Annotated in this window: 17 protein-coding genes; 7 read left to right on the plus strand and 10 right to left on the minus strand. The window is 44.6% G+C overall.

All coding sequences use genetic code 11. The features are described 5' to 3' along the window. Positions 1-7: 7 nt before the first annotated feature. From BUB18_RS14095 to lysS, 3 genes are all read right to left on the minus strand, one after another. On the minus strand, positions 8-760 hold the full coding sequence (locus tag BUB18_RS14095; protein ID WP_073082002.1) for a DUF4197 domain-containing protein: 753 nt from the start codon (positions 758-760) through the stop codon (positions 8-10). A 41-nt stretch (positions 761-801) separates the two neighbouring features. After that, positions 802-1,635: a universal stress protein gene (locus BUB18_RS14100; protein WP_073082005.1), complete on the minus strand. Its 834-nt coding sequence runs from the start codon at positions 1,633-1,635 to the stop codon at positions 802-804. A 130-nt stretch (positions 1,636-1,765) separates the two neighbouring features. Next, positions 1,766-3,280, minus strand: coding sequence for a lysine--tRNA ligase (lysS, locus tag BUB18_RS14105; RefSeq protein WP_073082008.1), 1,515 nt, complete (start codon positions 3,278-3,280; stop codon positions 1,766-1,768). 322 nt (positions 3,281-3,602) lie between these two features. On the opposite strand from lysS, the gene BUB18_RS14110 reads away from it, so the two are divergent. Continuing rightward, complete coding sequence (locus BUB18_RS14110) at positions 3,603-5,735, plus strand: S9 family peptidase (RefSeq protein WP_083549988.1); 2,133 nt, start codon at positions 3,603-3,605, stop codon at positions 5,733-5,735. A 624-nt stretch (positions 5,736-6,359) separates the two neighbouring features. On the opposite strand, the gene BUB18_RS14115 is transcribed toward BUB18_RS14110, so the two are convergent. The 4 genes from BUB18_RS14115 to BUB18_RS14130 form a co-directional block, all read right to left on the minus strand. Next, positions 6,360-6,698: a tRNA-binding protein gene (locus BUB18_RS14115; protein ID WP_073082011.1), complete on the minus strand. Its 339-nt coding sequence runs from the start codon at positions 6,696-6,698 to the stop codon at positions 6,360-6,362. 225 nt (positions 6,699-6,923) lie between these two features. Then, on the minus strand, positions 6,924-7,673 hold the full coding sequence (gene lptC / locus BUB18_RS14120) for an LPS export ABC transporter periplasmic protein LptC (RefSeq protein WP_083549991.1): 750 nt from the start codon (positions 7,671-7,673) through the stop codon (positions 6,924-6,926). Positions 7,674-7,784: 111 nt separating this feature from the next. Then, positions 7,785-9,083, minus strand: coding sequence for a BamG family beta-barrel-assembly machinery protein (locus BUB18_RS14125; protein WP_073082016.1), 1,299 nt, complete (start codon positions 9,081-9,083; stop codon positions 7,785-7,787). Between the two features lie 172 nt (positions 9,084-9,255). Further along, entirely contained in the window at positions 9,256-9,891 is a 636-nt protein-coding gene (locus tag BUB18_RS14130; protein WP_073082019.1) for an LON peptidase substrate-binding domain-containing protein, read from the minus strand. Positions 9,892-10,190: 299 nt separating this feature from the next. Here BUB18_RS14130 and BUB18_RS14135 point away from each other — a divergent pair, with 299 nt between their 5' ends. The 4 genes from BUB18_RS14135 (at position 10,191) to BUB18_RS14150 (ending at position 13,376) form a co-directional block, all read left to right on the plus strand. Further along, a complete protein-coding gene (locus BUB18_RS14135) occupies positions 10,191-11,240 on the plus strand; it encodes a glycosyltransferase family 4 protein (protein ID WP_083549994.1) in 1,050 nt (349 codons plus the stop codon). Between the two features lie 45 nt (positions 11,241-11,285). Continuing rightward, on the plus strand, positions 11,286-12,188 hold the full coding sequence (gene meaB / locus BUB18_RS14140; RefSeq protein WP_073082022.1) for a methylmalonyl Co-A mutase-associated GTPase MeaB: 903 nt from the start codon (positions 11,286-11,288) through the stop codon (positions 12,186-12,188). 2 nt (positions 12,189-12,190) lie between these two features. After that, positions 12,191-12,853 (plus strand): DNA alkylation repair protein, encoded by a 663-nt coding sequence (locus tag BUB18_RS14145; protein WP_073082025.1) that lies wholly within the window; start codon positions 12,191-12,193, stop codon positions 12,851-12,853. 196 nt (positions 12,854-13,049) lie between these two features. Beyond that, entirely contained in the window at positions 13,050-13,376 is a 327-nt protein-coding gene (locus BUB18_RS14150) for a DMT family transporter (RefSeq protein ID WP_073082028.1), read from the plus strand. On the opposite strand, the gene BUB18_RS14155 is transcribed toward BUB18_RS14150, so the two are convergent. Next, complete coding sequence (locus BUB18_RS14155) at positions 13,350-14,618, minus strand: chloride channel protein (RefSeq protein ID WP_073082031.1); 1,269 nt, start codon at positions 14,616-14,618, stop codon at positions 13,350-13,352. The two genes, BUB18_RS14150 and BUB18_RS14155, sit on opposite strands and share 27 nt — an antisense overlap. Positions 14,619-14,807: 189 nt before the next feature. Between BUB18_RS14155 and BUB18_RS14160 the strand changes: the two genes are divergently transcribed. Both BUB18_RS14160 and BUB18_RS14165 read left to right on the plus strand, forming a co-directional pair. Further along, positions 14,808-15,332, plus strand: coding sequence for a protoglobin domain-containing protein (locus BUB18_RS14160; protein ID WP_073082034.1), 525 nt, complete (start codon positions 14,808-14,810; stop codon positions 15,330-15,332). Between the two features lie 119 nt (positions 15,333-15,451). Next, on the plus strand, positions 15,452-16,066 hold the full coding sequence (locus BUB18_RS14165) for a MarR family winged helix-turn-helix transcriptional regulator (protein ID WP_073082037.1): 615 nt from the start codon (positions 15,452-15,454) through the stop codon (positions 16,064-16,066). Between the two features lie 60 nt (positions 16,067-16,126). Here BUB18_RS14165 and BUB18_RS14170 read toward each other — a convergent pair whose 3' ends face one another. Together BUB18_RS14170 and BUB18_RS14175 are read right to left on the minus strand one after the other, a co-directional pair. Further along, the gene (locus tag BUB18_RS14170; RefSeq protein ID WP_073082040.1) at positions 16,127-16,342 is read right to left on the minus strand and encodes a hypothetical protein; all 216 of its coding nucleotides are present in this window, start codon (positions 16,340-16,342) and stop codon (positions 16,127-16,129) included. 60 nt (positions 16,343-16,402) lie between these two features. Continuing rightward, complete coding sequence (locus tag BUB18_RS14175) at positions 16,403-16,891, minus strand: DUF420 domain-containing protein (RefSeq protein WP_245805671.1); 489 nt, start codon at positions 16,889-16,891, stop codon at positions 16,403-16,405. Positions 16,892-17,026 lie beyond the last annotated feature (135 nt).

Genomic DNA, 17,026 nt, shown 5'->3' on the forward strand with positions numbered 1-17,026 from the left:
ATTTGAATTACTTCGCACCAAATACTTTCTTCAGGATATCAGTGGTTCTTGCTACAGGATTCGCACGGATATTCTGCTCTTCCTTACCAATCTGATCAAACAGCGCTGCTACTGCCCTTGTAGTTACATAGTCCTGCAGGTCAGGATTAATTTTATTGAAGGTAGTAGGAAGCTTGTTATAGGTAGTAACAGCGTCACCATAATATTTGGTAGCCAGTGTACTGTCAAGGGAGCTTTTAACCACAGGTGAAAAAGCAGCTTTCAACTTCTCTGTTGTTTTGCTTTTGAAATAATCTGTTGCAGAGGTGTTACCACCTTTCACCAGGTTCAGCGCATCTGTCAGGGTCATTTCTTTAATAGCGTCTACAAAGATGGGTGCTGCAAATCCTACTGCTTTTTCAGCAGAGCGGTTGATCTGCAGAATAGCCTTATCCACCAGGCTACCCATACCCAGTTGACGCAGGGTGTTACCTATTTTTACTGCATCTTCCGGCAACAGCATTTTATAGATTTCATTACCAAAGAAACCGTCAGTTTTGTTCAGCTTCTGTATACCGGCAGTTACACCTTTGGACAGCGCTTCTTTGATAGCTGCAGCGGCATCTCCCTGGGTAATGCCGGACAATGAGGTGGAGGTAGAGGAAGTAGAAGTGGTGGTAGTTTTTGGCTGGCTCAGTTTTTTGAGTTTATCCAAAATCTGCGCCTGGCTGGCCTGCAGGGTGAGTACACCCAGCACTACTAACAGTGATCTTTTTAGCATAGTGTTATGATGATTATCTATAATAAATCAAAAGTATAAATTTATTCGTGTATTGTGAGCAAAGGTATGTGAGTTTTGAATGCGAGCTTGCTGGTGCTGCTTCTTTTAAAAATACTTTCAAAAAGGCCATGCTTTTTAGGAATGGTCAGGATCAGGTCGGCTTTGTTAGTTTCGGCAAATGTCACAATACCATCCACCACATTCGGATTATCGATGAAATGATACACCGGGCTATAGCCTTCCAGTAAGGTATCCAGCATCAGCGTTTCAAAAGGCGTATCTGTAGTGAAATGTTTGCTCTGGTGGTCAATGTTGATTACATGAATTTCCGCGTTAAACAGATTCAGGAGCTTTTTAAGTAATTCCATTGGCGTGGTATCTACCACCTGGCGCAGGTCGCAGGCGAAAACGATTTTTTCGATGGGTTTAAATTTAGCCTGACCGGGGATGATCATGACAGGTGTAGTTGTCTGTTTTACGACATCTATCGTATTGGAGCCCACCAGGATTTCCTCCAGCTTACTACCTCCTGTGATTCCCATAATGATCAGGTCCACTTCCTCCTGTTTACATACATCATTGATGGTGGCGGCCAGCAAGGTATTGTCTGCCCGGGTAAGCAGGGATATCTTTTCCGTTGCCAGTGGCTGTAATTCTTTCCTCATCTTATCGAGTCCTTCCAGGCTGGCATCGCGCAGGTCGTCCGCATTTACCATAGGCACGGCTGTAGGTACGTCGGGGATGGGCACTATAAGCTCGTAAGCATGGTAAAATACCACTCTTTCGGCTCCCATGGAGCGGGCGAGATCTACTGCATAAGCAGCTGCATTGTATGCAATGTCGGAGAAGTCGGTAGGAACGAGGATCGTTTTCATGTCGGGTAAGTTTAAGGATGACATTTACTTTAACGAAGTAGCCGCTAAAATGTTCCACGCATATAATGCAAAAAGCTGACCAGTTAATGCCGGCCAGCTTCTTACAAATGTTATTTAATGTTATTTTTTGTTAGTCCATTTTCTCCTGCTTCATTTGCGGGAAGAAGAGTACATCCTGGATGGATGGCTGATTTGTCATCAGCATGGTGAGCCTGTCGATACCGATGCCTATACCGGAGGTTGGCGGCATACCGTATTCCAGGGCGCGGAGGAAATCGTAATCGATATACATCGCTTCATCATCACCACGCTCCATCAGCTGGATCTGCTCTTCAAAGCGTTCGCGCTGATCAATTGGATCGTTGAGCTCACTGTAGGCGTTGGCAATTTCCTTACCGTTTACCATCAGCTCAAAACGTTCTACAAGTCCGGCTTTGCTGCGGTGCTTTTTAGTCAGCGGGCTCATTTCCACCGGATAATCTGTGATGAAGGTAGGCTGAATGTAGTGGCCTTCGCATTTTTCACCGAAGATTTCATCGATCAGCTTGCCTTTGCCGATTTTAGGATCTACGTGGATATCCAGTTTTTTGCACACTTCGCGCAGCTGCTCTTCATTCATTTCGGAAATATCGAAACCGGTATGCTCCTTAATGGCATCGTACATGGTTACACGACGGAACGGTGCTTTGAAGTCGATTTCCTTGTCACCTACCTGTACTTTGGTGGTACCATGCAGTGCAATTGCCACTTTTTCGAGCAGGGTTTCGGTGGTGGTCATCATCCATTCGTAATCTTTGTACGCAGCGTACATCTCCATTACGGTGAATTCCGGGTTGTGGGTACGATCCATACCCTCGTTACGGAAGTCTTTCGCAAATTCGTACACTCCTTCAAAGCCTCCTACGATAAGGCGTTTCAGGTACAGCTCATTAGCGATACGCAGATACAGCGGCATATCCAGTGCATTATGATGTGTAACGAACGGGCGTGCAGCGGCGCCGCCAGGGATAGGCTGGAGGATAGGTGTTTCTACTTCCAGATAGCCGAGGTTATTGTAGAAATCGCGAATGGTTTGCATGATTTTCGTGCGTTTCACGAAAACCTGTTTTACATCCGGATTAATAACCAGGTCTACATAACGTTGACGGTATTTGAATTCAGGATCAGTAACCTCATCGAATACTTCACCATCTTTTTCCTTCACAATTGGTAATGGACGCAGAGATTTCGACAGCAAAATCAGTTCTCTTACATGTACAGATGTTTCACCGGTTTTAGTGGTGAATACGTACCCCTTTACACCAATGATATCACCGATGTCCATCAGTTTTTTGAAAACAACGTCGTAGAGGGACTTATCTTCACCAGGGCAGATATCGTCGCGACGGATATAAAGCTGGATCAGGCCTTCAGCGTCCTGGATCTTCACAAAGTTAGCCTTACCCATATCACGAACAGTCATAATACGACCTGCCAGGCATACATCCTGGAATTGCTCCTTAGTTTCTTCCGAGAAATTTTTAAGAATATTTACGGAAGTACTGTTAACCGGATACTCAGCTGCAGGATACGGGTCGATGCCCAGTTTTTGCAGCTCCTGTAATTTTTCCCGGCGTATAATCTCTTGCTCTGATAATTGTGTCATGTGATTCAATTGGAGTGCAAATTTAACTGAATAAAGCAGAAGGAACAAGGAAACTGATTTATAAGCATAGGAAAGGGCTGTAAGACTACAGCCCCTTACTTTTTGACCATATCCTATGAAAACCGGAATAAAATTAAGCGCAAGGACTGCGAATTGTGGAAATACTTTGTGTCCGGGGCATTTTGGCCGGTAACCGGGGCATATTCTTTTACAGGAGGTAATGGCGGCTTCCGCTCATGGAATTTTATACCAGTGTTATGTGCATGAATCCGTATTTTCGCCCACCAACACTATCTAACAGCTAAAGACATATTATCACTTTATGAGAATTGTACAGCGGTTGAAACCAACCTGTATTACCGGCGCAGCATTATGCCTGCTGGCCGTTCCCCAGCTGAAAGCACAAAACAAGCAGGACATCAGCTTTGAGCAGGCTTTTAAAGGTAAAGCCAGCAACATTACGGTGCCTTTGCCAGCAGTAAAGGGCTGGGCTGATGGAGATCATTATATCGAAATCCGCCAGGGACAAGCCTACAGCATTGACGCCCGCACCGGCAACGCCACAGTGTATACGGCACCGGTAGGCGGCCCGATTGTAGAAGTACGTAACAACGACGTATTCTATACCGGAAACGATGGTAAAACCATTCAGCTCACCAACGACAAAGAGCAGGAAAAAAATCCTACCCTTTCCCCGGATGGTAAATACGTGGCATTTACCCGTAACAATGACTTATACAGTGTAGAAATAGCATCGAAAAAAGAAACGAGGTATACCAACGACGGCACCGATGTGATTTATAACGGCTGGGCATCCTGGGTATACTACGAGGAAATTCTCGGCAGACCTACCAAATACCGCGCTTTCTGGTGGAGCCCCGACAGTAAAAATATCGCCTACATGCACTTCAATGATACGAAAGTGCCTGTATTCCCTATCTATAGCGAAAAAGGCCAGCATGGCTACCTGGAGAACACCCGTTATCCTAAGGCGGGCGACCCTAACCCGGCGGTGAAACTGGGTGTGGTACCTGTTACCGGTGGTGCCACCGTATGGGCTGATTTCAATGAAAATGATGATCAGTACTTTGGTACACCTTTCTGGACGGCTGACAGCAAAAACCTCTGGATCCAGTGGATGCCACGTGGCCAGGATAACCTGAAAATATACAGCATCAACCCGCAAAGCGGCGCCAAGAAAGAGATTTACGACGAAAAGCAAAAAACCTGGATTGACTGGTTTGATGCAGTCCCTTTCCTGGATAACAATAAAGGATTCCTGTTACAGAGTGACAAAACCGGCTGGTCGCACCTGTACCTTCATAACATAGACGGCAGCCTGAAAAAGCAGCTGACCTCCGGCAACTGGACCGTAAAAGAAGTGCTGGAAATAGATCAGAAAAATGAAGTGGTGTATTTCGTAGGTCGTAAGGAAGCATCTACCCGCTTTGACCTTTATAAGGTAAGTATGAAAAACGGTGCGCTCACACGCCTCACCAGTGGTAATTACCACAATATTGTGAGCATGGCGCCCGGAGCTAAATACTTTATCACTACCTACAGCAACTTATCTACTCCGGCTAAAATGGCCATTGTGGATAACAACGGTAAAGTGATCCGCCAGCTTGGCGACAGCAAAGGAGCCGATTTCGATAAATATAACGTGGCAAAAACGGAGCTGAAGTATTATAAAACCCGCGACGGACTGGAGCTGCCTATGACCGTTTCCATGCCGGTGCATATGGAAGCTGGTAAACGCTATCCTATCCTGATCAGTATTTACGGTGGTCCTAACGCCGGTACGGTGTATGATACCTGGAAACAAACGCCGGTGACCCAGTGGTGGGCACAGGAAGGGGTGATCCAGGTGGCAATTGACAACCGCAGCAGTGGTCAGCTGGGCAAAGCAGGTATGAACTACATCCACCGTAACCTGGGTATCCATGAAATTGAGGACTATATGGACGCGGCACGCTGGTTACGTTCCCAGCCATGGGCAGATACTAATAAGGTATGTATGACCGGAGGCAGCTTTGGAGGTTATATGACCTGTATGGCCCTGACCTACGGAGCGGATGTGTTTAATTATGGCATGGGAAACTTTGCTGTAACCGACTGGCAGCTGTACGACAGCCATTATACCGAGCGCTATATGGATACGCCTGCCGAAAACCCGGAAGGCTACAAGAAAACCGCAGTGATGCCTTATGTGGAGAAATATCATGGATTACTGCGCATTACGCACGGTACCATGGATGACAACGTACACATGCAGAACTGTATCCAGCTGATAGATAAAATGCAGAACCTGAACAAGCATTTTGAATTCATGTTGTATCCTGGGGAGCGTCACGGATGGGGGGCTCCTAAAAATGTGCACTCCAACAGTGAATCGTACCGGTTCATCTACAATAATCTGCTGGATAAAGCATTCCCAGCGGCGTTTACAAAGTAATCACCAACGCTATAAAACAAAAAACCCGGCCTGCAGGCCGGGTTTTTTGTGTATATAATAATATAGGGATGATCGTTATTGAAAAAGAAACGGGGCTGCAAGACTACAGCCCCGAAAAATTTTAACCATATCTTTATTGAAAAACCTATACCAAAGATGGCCGTTTTTACCATATGGTGAAAGCCCTTTTTAGTGAATGATATATTTTAACCGGGGAACGTGTAGAAAATCGGGGTTAACGTATAAGTAGTAAAATCACTTTATGAATTTAAATATATGAAGGTTATGGGGGTTAAATCAAGGTAGAGAAAAGGTATCGGGATAAAATGGACAGGTATTTTCTCCGTGAGAGAAAGAAAAAAGGGTGGTAAGACTACCGCCCTTGTAATAATTTTAACCATATCCTATGAAAAACCTAGAACAAAGATATATCCTTCATTTTCTCCTGTGTTTTCATTTCCGTGAACGTTATGGTTTTGTTCGTAAAGAGAGGATAATGGTAAATATGTTTTTATATTATAAAAAATGTAATATTATTATTAATAAATAATTAATCTAACTACACATATATAGTTGACTAATTATCAATTAAATGACAGGACTAGATTAGTTCGTATTAATTTTTTAAGCAATGCGCAATCCATTTTCTACCGGAAGCCCGGGCTGCAGGAGGGTTACGGCCTTATCAGCACCTATCGCACCTAATACGAGGCATTCCGACATAAACTTGGCTATCTGCTTTTTAGGGAAATTTACGACTGCAACGATCTGTTTTCCGAGGAGTTCTTCTTTTTTATAGCGAACGGTAATTTGAGCGGAGGATTTACGAAGTCCGATTTCCGGACCAAAATCTATTACCAGTTGATAGGAGGGGTTACGAGCCTCCGGGAAGTCATTTACTTCCACAATCGTCCCTACTCTCATTTCTACTTTTTCAAAATCCTGCCAGGTGATCAATTCCATGCTGTCGAGTTATTTAATAAAAATAAAGATCATTATGCAAAATGTCAAGCTAAAAAATAAAGATATCTAGTGCAAAAACCCTTGATATTTCTACGTTTTAAGCATCAGTCTGGCATAATTATTGGTCCTTATTTTATCAAATTTTAGGTTAAAAAATAGGTTAAAGCGAAAGAACCCCACCTGCACAGGTGGGGTTCTTTCGTTTATGCAATTACGTTATAGCCGTTAATGTAATGTGGTGTCTTTTTTTACCTTCAGCAGCGCCGGGCGCGGGCGGGTAACATTAGGTGCTAATACCGGGGCATTGCCTCCTGCCTGTACTCCGGTGGGTATGGGAGATGTTGGTGCCGCAGGTGCTACAGTAGTAGTAGCCGGAGCAGGAGCAGCCGGGGTAGCCGAAGATGGCACCGCATTTACGGTAGAATCCTCAGACATGGATGTACTGTCTTCTAAAGTAATAGGTCCACTTACACTCAATATCTTCTTTACAGAAAAGTCCTCATTCGCTTCCAGGCCCCAGCCATGTAACTGAGAAGTAGGAGTAGTAATGAATACTTCTTTGGTAGAATAGAAGATTTTGCGGTGTGGGTCATAATTAAGCTCGTTACTTTCCAGCTTTTCACCTTTTACGGTAATCAGCTCCACGCTGTCGCGCAGATACACGAAGCCTTCTTCCTCCATATACTTACCATGTTTAGCGGTAAGGGTGCTGGTAAGGTTTAACAGGGAATCGTACATCAACACCTTTAGACCCTGCTTAAATTCCACATAGCTGGGTCTTTCAAGGCTCCTTTCCATCACGGGTGCCGTGAGCTTGGCGCTCACCCTGCCTCCCTGGCTGAAAATAGTTACGATATCCGTTCCGTTTTCCACGGCGGCCTTCTTGGCATCAAACGCCATTACCGCACCAATATCATTTTCACAGCTGCTCAGGAGCGCTGCTAACAACAAGCAATATGAAATCCTTTTAATCATGGATCTGTTAAAAAAGAAATGCAGTGAATGCGAGGCGAAGATAAAAAGAATTTACCTCCCCAACCATACACTGCATTACTATTGAGTTATGTAGCCTAACAGGCTTGCCTGCTAGTCGTATTTACGTTTAATAAACCATCTGTCGCTCAGCGTAAAGCCGATAGAAATGCGATAAACGGTTTCTTTCAGTGCTGTTTCCGAGTTGCCACGGTGAGCCACTTCCAAAGCCAGATTCAGCATACTGTACTGGTTGCTGTAAGGCAGGCGGCGAACCGGTAAACCGGCACCGATAGTTGCCCCGAATAGAGGCATGTCCTTCTCTTTCAGGTAAATATAGTCCTTACCGTAGTAAGCACCCAGACGGTAAGCTACACGATTCCAATAGCCGCTCAGCGCATTCAGGTTGGGAACGAACTGACCACCGACAGACATCTTATAGCTATTCTGGGTTTCAGGGTCCGGTGTTCCGAACACCTTGAAGTTATCCTGCCAGCTGGTGGTATTGAAGTCAGCACCCACCTGCCATTTATCCGCCTTACGCAGCATAAAGCCACCCCCAAATTCTGTTGGATATACCACGGTCCCCTTGGCACCTTTGGTATATAATACGGTATCCTGGTTGGTAAAAGCGTTTGTAGAAGCATCGTAGATAACTGACTCATGAAGTTGCGCTCTTCTGGCACTCATGTTCTGGTTCAGGCTTCCACTGGCACCCAGCAGGAGGTCCATATCCTTAGTGAGCTTTGCTTTATACTGTACCCCGGCCTTATAGAAAAAGCTGTTGTAGCTGATCCGATTCATACGGCGGGAAGCAAAAATGGTATTGCCCGGATAGATAATAGTGGTATTATTTTCCAGGTTACCAAAAAGATACCCGATATTCACCCCGATAGAGAAGTTACCAATCCCCACACCTGTACCTGCATACACCTGGTACAAACCGCCACTGCCTTCGTATCGGTTGATCAGCGGTAAGCGCACGGTATCAAAGAAGTTGCCGGTAACCGGCTCCTGGATATTGTAGGATACTCGAGTAACCGGGCGTAAGCCCAGGTTCATACCCCATTTTTTCTTGATAGGAATACCTAACTGAAGGTAAGACAGGGTACCAAAACCACTGCTGAAGCTACCACCCCCATCATTGATGTTGCGGGCACCACCTTCAACGGCTATATCTAATGATGTTAAAAGTAAGTTGGAATAACTCGCCGGGTTGATGAAGTTTACAGACGTGGGATCACTATATGCCTGAGAAACACCACCCATACCGCGATTGACAATATTCTGGTTATTATTCAGATCACCCAGTCCGTAACGGGAATATGGTGAATTATCCTGTGCTGTGGCATTATTTGCAAGCAGAAAAACTGCCCCGAATAAACAAAGAATGCTGGCTTTTGTCCGATGCATTGAGTTACAGAATTGTTTTTAAACCCGTTATCAGATTAATTATGGGTCTGCAAATATCTAATTTTTAAGGCGGGAAGCAAAAAAAACCAAATTACGGCCTGTTAAAACCTCGTTAAAGTTGGCACTTTTTTCTTCGCAAATCCTTACCAGATCATCATCTGCATAAATATTATCAAATATCACCGGCCGATAAGTTCCGGAAATGTCCATTCAACTTTACCCGCTCTTTCAGGCGTTCCATTTCCGCCATCATGGGTATTACTTTATGAAGATGTTGCTTCAAAAATTCCAGTCGTTGCACTTCATAAAAGAGGTGCAACATATTGTATTCCTCTGATAATGAAAGACCTGCATGGTGCGCCACATCATAGGACATGAGCTGCGGATCTGGTTTAGAGAAAGTTTTATGTACCTGCAAGATGGCATGTAACTCCCGAACACCGTGTAACACCTCTTCCCGAAGTCGCTCACTGACCGACATATCATTCTCCGGATAACTCACAATTGCACCGGCATACAATTTATCAGGTATCTGCTGCACCAGTTCCAGCACTCTGAACACCTTTTCGCCCCGGGTAACAATGTCCATTTCCCCATTGTCGTACAACTTTTCCACTTTTTCCACTTTTACCAGTGTGCCATACTCCATTACCTTCTTATCCACTACTGCCGGAATACCAAATGGCTTCCCTTCCGCAACACATTCGGCCACCATTTGCTTATATTTTGGCTCAAAAACGTGCAGATTCAACTGTTCGCCCGGATAAGCTACTATGCCCAAAGGAAATATGGGTATAAAATTAGTCATTGGAACAAGTTATTAAATATGGGCAATATTTTGATCAGCAAATTCTTATATTTCTAAAATACATATCATAAAATATTCGTTACTGTGCTTGCAACTGTCTATATTGTAGCCTTTTCATATCATTTTTTTAAGATAACGAAAACCGATGCCACATTATCCGGATGAAGATCGAAGAAATGTTGAATCTTTGCAGCAGCGACTCCTGGCAGGGGCATTTCTGTAGCAACACTAAATAATTATACGCTTTATGCTGGCACAAACTAATAAGTAACAGAAACTACAGCTACGACTATTACACTATGGCACATTACGTTTTCGACTGTGAGAGAATGAAGTATCCCAACACGGGCCTACATACCTATTGCCTGGAACTGGGGAAAGCAATGCTCCAACAACTTATGCCTTCAGAGGAAATGAGTTTTTTTGTAAACTTTAAGCAAAAACCCGATTTTGGACCTGGTGCCAAATACCTGGAGCAGAAATTATATCAGAAGTATTTCATGCCCTATCGGGATCACTATGATGTATGGCATTCCACTTACCAAACCTCCCGATATAAACCGGGGAACAGCAAAACCAACCGCATACTTACCATACATGATCTCAACTTCCTTTACGAGGCAAAAACGGATGCCAAAAGGAAAAAGTTGCTCAAACAGGTGCAGGATACAGTAAATTCCAGCCGGTATGTAATTGCCATTTCAGCATTTGCGAAAAATGATGTAGAGCAGCATTTAGACCTGGGCAACACACCCATTAAAGTAATTCACAATGGAATAAACGTCGCCGAATTCCCTGGATATGATGCTCCTCCCTATAAACCTGCCAAGCCTTTTATTTTCGCCATCGGCACCGTAATTCCTAAGAAAAATTTCCACGTACTGCCCTGCCTGTTGCAACATAATGATTACGAACTGGTAATTGCGGGGAGCATACGGGAATCGTACCTGAGCGAAATTATGCGCGAAGCGGCATTCTACGGCGTCACCGACCGGGTAAAAGTAATTGGCCCGGTAAAGGATGAGGACAAATACTGGTATCTTAAGAACTGTACGGCGTTTGCATTCCCTTCACTGGCGGAAGGATTCGGAATTCCGCCAATCGAAGCCATGCACTTTGGCAAACCGGTTTTCCTTTCGGATAAAACCAGTCTGCCCGAAATCGGTGGAGATGCGGCCTACTACTTCAGGACTTTTGAGCCGGCAGACATGCAGCGGGTGTTTGCAGCAGGCATGCACCACTACCAGGAAACTATGCCTGTAGAGCGAATTAAGGCCCATGCCAATCAATTCTGCTGGAAAAATGCCGCAAGTCAATACCTGGAGATCTACCGAACATTTGTTCGATAAAGGACCCGATATCCTATTTTTGTGAATAAATCAGGAGCGTCATTCATGCATCAGCAATATATATCCGGTCTGTTAAATGGTAATATCAAATCCCTGGCAAGATGTATATCGCTGGTGGAGAACGAAGCAACCGGATACGAAGCACTGCTGGAGGCCCTTCCCGAGCACTCACCTACTAAAGTGATTGGAATTACCGGCCCGCCGGGGGCCGGTAAAAGCACCCTGGTAAATGCACTTATCCAACATCTGCTTTCCATCGGAAAAAAAATAGCCATTATAGCTGTAGATCCTTCCTCTCCGTTTAATTATGGAGCCCTGCTGGGCGACCGGATAAGAATGAGTCAGCATTACAATAATCCAAATGTGTTTATTCGATCGATGGCCAGCCGGGGAGCCCTTGGCGGACTCAGCCCCAAAATTATCGAGGTCAGCGACCTGGTAAAAGCGGCCGGATTCGACTATCTTTTTATCGAAACGGTAGGAGTTGGGCAGAGCGAAGTCGAAATTGCCGGAATCGCAGATACAACTATCGTGGTGGTAGTTCCGGAGGCAGGCGACGAAATTCAGACCATGAAAGCTGGCCTGATGGAGATAGCCGACATCTTTGTGGTGAACAAAGCCGACCGTGCAAATGCAGATGAATTTGTAAAGAACCTCCGAATACTTGCGCATACACGTCAGCACGACGGATGGGAAATACCGGTGGTAAAATCAGTGGCAACCCAACAGCAAGGCATACACGAAATTACGGAGGCAATTAACAAACACCAGCAACTGGTGACTCATCACCAACATCGGCACTCCTTACTGCTTGCGGAAAAAGCATACCAGCTGATTCAACATCGCCGCATGAAGAATATCAGTAAAAAAACATTGCAGGAAGAAATAGCGGCACAACTTCACCAATCTTCGTTTAACCTTTATAGTTATATCAGATCTAAAAGCTGAACATGGAATACCTTCAACTGATTGTCCGCGAATTTGAAACTGCTGCTAATGCCACAGACGCAATAGCCATGAAAAAATACATGCGCGATCAGTTTGAATTCTGCGGTATTAAATCCCCCCGCCGGAAACTCATACTCCGTGAATTGAAAGCAACCCACGGTGTACCTCCCATTGCTGATATGCCTGCATTGGTAAAGGCATTGTGGAAGCTTCCCCAGCGTGAATATCAATATGCTGCCGTTGATATGATGCAGCCCATGCATAAGCAATTCATTCCCGATCACTTACCGTTATTCGAATTTATGATGCTGGAAAAATCGTGGTGGGATACGGTAGATAATATCCTGAGTGCATTAGTATCTCCCTGGTTTAAAAAATTCCCCGAACTAAGAGCAGCTGTTACTGATCGCTGGATTGCGAGTGATAACAGGTGGTTGCAGCGGGGTGCTATTATTTATCAGAACGGTTGGAAATTGCAGACGGATGAGAAAGTGATGTTCCAGTATATTTTACAATGTAACCACTCCAAAGAATTCTTCATACAGAAGGCCATAGGATGGGCACTGCGGGAATATTCCAAGGTAAACCCGGCGGCGGTAAAAAAGTTTGTGGCCCAACATCCGCTGGCTCCGCTCAGCAAGCGGGAAGCCTTACGATTGTTATAAGTTTATAGCAGTTGAACCCCTCAAGCAGAAAAAATGTTATCTTTGCGGCATGCGAACCTTTACTACAGGCATATTAATCGCGTACGCAGTTTTCAATTACGGTCTCTAATTATTGACTGTAGGGCATTCTACGCCCATACCTCTCTCTGAATATTACATTGTAATTTTTATTTTCTCATTTATAAATCTGGTTATTATGGCTTGGTTATTCCTTTTCATTGGGGGATTATTTGAAGTAGGCTTTACCATCTCACTGAAGTATTCCGAAAATTTCTCAAAGCTATGGCCTTCCATTAGTTTCTTTATCTGTATTTCACTGAGCTTCTTTTTCCTGAATAAAGCTATTAACAATGGATTACCCATAGGTACGTCTTATGCAGTATGGACGGGCATCGGTGCAGCTGGTACCGCTATTGCAGGTATGATTTTCTTTAAGGAGCCGGCAGCCTTATGGCGTATCTTTTTTATCGCTACGCTGATTGCTTCCATCGTAGGTTTAAAATTCGTTTCCGGCGGCGAGTAAGGATGTACGGATCTTTCGTACCGACAGCAGGTACGTGGTACCGTATGCAGCCGCGCAGGCTATACTGACAGCAGGAAGTACCTGTGCTGAGTGACTCATTTCGATTGTAAAAATCAATGCAGTGATAACAGCGCGGGTACTGCCGGTCAGGAATGCAGCCATGCCTGCCAGCGCAATCATGGTGCTGCTTACGTGCAGCTGTGGGAAGCAAAGCTGGAATATAAAACCAGTCAGCAATCCCCACGATGCCCCGATGATTAGCATTGTAGTAACCGAACTACCGATCATGGCGGTGCTGTTATAAAACAAGCTGCACAAATATCTCCCGAAACAAATCAGTAAAATAACTTTAAACGTGACTGCTCCATGCAGCAGCGGTACCAGGTAATTATTTCCGGGGCCATAGCTTTCCGGGTAATACCATATCACCAATCCCACAACCAGCGCAGGTATCAGCAGCAGCCATTGTTTTTTATTATGGAGAGATATTACTTGCTGTTGCGTCCGTAAGTACACGTAACGGTACAGTCCCGCCAGCAGTGCACACACCATACCGATGATACCATAAAGCCATAATAACGTGTATTCATCACTGTTAGTAATGATTAAATCATATGCCTGGGGGTTCAGATAGTATTGTAATGCAGTAGTTGCTGCCACTGAAATCAGCAATGGCAAAATGGAGGCTAATGATATCTCAGTGAGAAACAATTCTATACAACAGGCGATGGCTGCGAGCGGAGTGCCGAAGCACCAGGTAATGGCACCTGCTATTCCCGTCATAATGAGAATATTACCTTCCTTATGGGTTAGCCGGGAGTTATTATTTCGCAATCCAAAGCTGCAGAGGTAGCTCAATACATTTTCAAGGCCCAGTGGAATACCTGTGGCGGACATACCTATCAGGGCAAATGGGTTTACCATTTTACTTTTTTGTTTAAGCCATAACCAAAGGGCGGTGGCCATTATTGGCAGCAATATGATGATGGGGCCAATACCGCTGTAGTAAACATCGAATGGCTCCATAGAAAAACGGCCCAGGTAGATCAGGTTACCCAATGCCGGTATGATGGCATATAAGCCCAACCCCAGGCAAGCCCATAAACTGCCTGCCATCAAAGCCAGCAAACATATCCTGATAAGTTTAACCGGCTGCTCCCCGGCGGCGCTGCCACTGGTAACCACTGCGGGAGGAAATACTGGTGTATGGTAAGAATTAAATTGACGGAGCCGGTTATACATAGAATGATTTGCTAATGCTCAAATCTATAAGCTAAATATCAAAATCTCAAAACTATTTAAAAAATAACAGCAGAATAACCTTAACGTATACACGCTGATTGTTAATCACTTGCAAAAATTTTCCCCGTTAGGAAACCTTATCATATATTGTAGGTATAAGCAAACCGAGCGCCCAAATAAAGAGTCGACATGTTGAACACTAACCCTCAGGCAGAGATACCTGAACATGCGCCGGATCAGCGTTTCAAGGATCTGGTATTACTTAGACGGATGTTAATGTATACAAGAAAGGATGATGAATACCTTCAACTTGTGGCCCCTGTCATCAGTGCATCTGCCACCAGGATTTTGCATACCTGGTATGCGTATATCATCGCGGACCCGTATCTCTCTAACTACTTCAAACCAGCTACTGCAGCCGAGTTTGCAGGATCACGATTTGGTGAATGGCTACAACAGCTATGTAACAGGGGAGGGGTGCCGCAATGGGAATCTATTGAGAACGCTATACCTGAAGATGCTGGCCAATTGCGGCCTTTACAGCCGGAACTGCTCCGTTATTTAACTGCATTTGCCTACCCGGTTATACAGGCCGGTAATGAAGTACTACAGGATTCATCCATTGCGGCTGAACTACTCCCACATGTAAAGCAGGCATGGTTTAAGGCTGTTACATTAAGTGTTGCACTGTGGGCGTATACAGATAAAAATTAATAAGTTGCTATTCTTATCAAGTGCATACGAATATCGACATGTCACTAATATGCTATTTACACCCATATATTAATATTGTACCTTGCCCCCAAACTATTAAGGACAGCACGAAATTTATCATGGGGAAAGTATCCACATTCAGCCCCGAGCAGCAGGCGGACAATACATCTAGCAAGGTTGTCGCCGCTTTGGAGCGTTTATCAGAAGCCTTTAGAGTGCTTCTCTGGCAAGAGGCCACACAGTATGGATTAAGTCCAATACAGATTCAGGTGTTAACTTATTTGCTGCATTACCCGGAGGAAAAACGTACGGTTACGTCTCTGGCATCTTATTTTAACATGACTAAAGCTACGATCAGTGATGCCGTTAAATCACTGGAGCAGAAGAAGTACCTTGTTAGAAAGGCCAGTGTGACTGACACGAGAAGCCACAGCTTACAGCTGGTAAAAGAAGGGAAAGCGATTGCAAAGAAAGTTGAGCGTTTTGCACAACCTTTAGAGGATAGTGTAGCGCAGGTACCGGTGAAGGAACAGGGAGTGTTATTGGAGCAGTTGATGCAGCTGATTTACCAGCTGAATCAGCAGGAAATCACCACTACACAGCACATGTGCTTTAACTGTCAATACTATAGCCTGAAGAAGGGACATTATTGCAGTGTCATGAAGTCGACCTTAAAACAGGCTGACTTAAGGCTGGATTGCACTCACTTTGATGTCAGGATGGAAGAAGCCTGATAGAAGACCAATCACCAAAACATTTACGGCAGGAGAACCTCCTGCCGTATATTCATTATTTTAAGCCTGTTTATTGCTTTGCCACCAACGGAAAGCGAGGAATCCTATAATTGCCAGCGGGGTAACTGCCAGCATGAGGATACCATTGTTGAGGCCTTTCGCGGGGCCCTCACCGAGTTGCTGTGCTGTTTTGGTACAGAGAGAGCACTGTGCCATCAGCTGGTTACCGATTGTAAGTAACCATCCCGTCAGCGTTATTACACACAGTTTCTTCATCGATTACTAGTTTGTACAGTAAAATTACGAAAGAATCGGGAGCCTGTCCCGTATTTTCTATTAGTGGTAGTAGGGAGATATCATGATATACACCACTACGCCTGTAACTGCTACATAAAACCAGATAGGCCAGGTGATTCTGGCAATTTTTCTATGCCTTGGAATATCATTCTGGAAGGCCCTCAGCAACGTGAACAGCACAAATGGAACGATGATGGCTGCCAGCACAATGTGCGTCAGCAACAGGAAATAATATACATATCTGATACCGCCTACGGCTGCTTTCTCTGTAGCTTCCACAATACCATTGTGGTTCAGGTCAGCAAACTTGGTTTCCGGTGCCAGGGAATGGTAGGTAACGTAGGAGAGGAGGAAAATGATAGACAATACCACCGCAATGATATTGGTGATTTTGTGTGCCTTTACCTGCTTATTTTTAATAAAATACAGACTGGCTACCAGCAATACAGCAGTAGCTGAGTTCAGGATGGCGTGAAAAAGCGGTAAAATTCTGATATCGAAGCCTGGATGAAGTTCCGGCTTAGGCATGTAAAACAAAATAGCTACAAGCACAGGGATAACAATAGATACAATTGCTATCGGGACGTTAAGATTTCTATTTTTCAGTTCCATGATATTCCGTAAAAGTGAAAGGTGAATAAAGAAAGGTGAACACCCTTTCTC

Origin of the sequence: Chitinophaga jiangningensis, from assembly GCF_900142605.1 — a bacterium.
Taxonomy (GTDB): Bacteria; Bacteroidota; Bacteroidia; order Chitinophagales; family Chitinophagaceae; genus Chitinophaga; species Chitinophaga jiangningensis.

Bases quoted from the DNA above. Each gene is read 5' to 3' on its own strand.
- BUB18_RS14145 (WP_073082025.1), top strand. From the start codon at position 12,191: ATGGAATACCTTCAACTGATTGTCCGCGAATTTGAAACTGCTGCTAAT.
- BUB18_RS14110 (WP_083549988.1), top strand. From the start codon at position 3,603: ATGAGAATTGTACAGCGGTTGAAACCAACCTGTATTACCGGCGCAGCA.
- BUB18_RS14165 (WP_073082037.1), top strand. From the start codon at position 15,452: ATGGGGAAAGTATCCACATTCAGCCCCGAGCAGCAGGCGGACAATACA.
- BUB18_RS14095 (WP_073082002.1), bottom strand. From the start codon at position 760: ATGCTAAAAAGATCACTGTTAGTAGTGCTGGGTGTACTCACCCTGCAG.
- BUB18_RS14155 (WP_073082031.1), bottom strand. From the start codon at position 14,618: ATGTATAACCGGCTCCGTCAATTTAATTCTTACCATACACCAGTATTT.
- BUB18_RS14175 (WP_245805671.1), bottom strand. From the start codon at position 16,891: ATGCCTAAGCCGGAACTTCATCCAGGCTTCGATATCAGAATTTTACCG.
- lysS (WP_073082008.1), bottom strand. From the start codon at position 3,280: ATGACACAATTATCAGAGCAAGAGATTATACGCCGGGAAAAATTACAG.
- BUB18_RS14115 (WP_073082011.1), bottom strand. From the start codon at position 6,698: ATGGAATTGATCACCTGGCAGGATTTTGAAAAAGTAGAAATGAGAGTA.
- lptC (WP_083549991.1), bottom strand. From the start codon at position 7,673: ATGATTAAAAGGATTTCATATTGCTTGTTGTTAGCAGCGCTCCTGAGC.
- meaB (WP_073082022.1), top strand. From the start codon at position 11,286: ATGCATCAGCAATATATATCCGGTCTGTTAAATGGTAATATCAAATCC.
- BUB18_RS14160 (WP_073082034.1), top strand. From the start codon at position 14,808: ATGTTGAACACTAACCCTCAGGCAGAGATACCTGAACATGCGCCGGAT.
- BUB18_RS14125 (WP_073082016.1), bottom strand. From the start codon at position 9,083: ATGCATCGGACAAAAGCCAGCATTCTTTGTTTATTCGGGGCAGTTTTT.
- BUB18_RS14130 (WP_073082019.1), bottom strand. From the start codon at position 9,891: ATGACTAATTTTATACCCATATTTCCTTTGGGCATAGTAGCTTATCCG.
- BUB18_RS14150 (WP_073082028.1), top strand. From the start codon at position 13,050: ATGGCTTGGTTATTCCTTTTCATTGGGGGATTATTTGAAGTAGGCTTT.
- BUB18_RS14100 (WP_073082005.1), bottom strand. From the start codon at position 1,635: ATGAAAACGATCCTCGTTCCTACCGACTTCTCCGACATTGCATACAAT.
- BUB18_RS14170 (WP_073082040.1), bottom strand. From the start codon at position 16,342: ATGAAGAAACTGTGTGTAATAACGCTGACGGGATGGTTACTTACAATC.
- BUB18_RS14135 (WP_083549994.1), top strand. From the start codon at position 10,191: ATGGCACATTACGTTTTCGACTGTGAGAGAATGAAGTATCCCAACACG.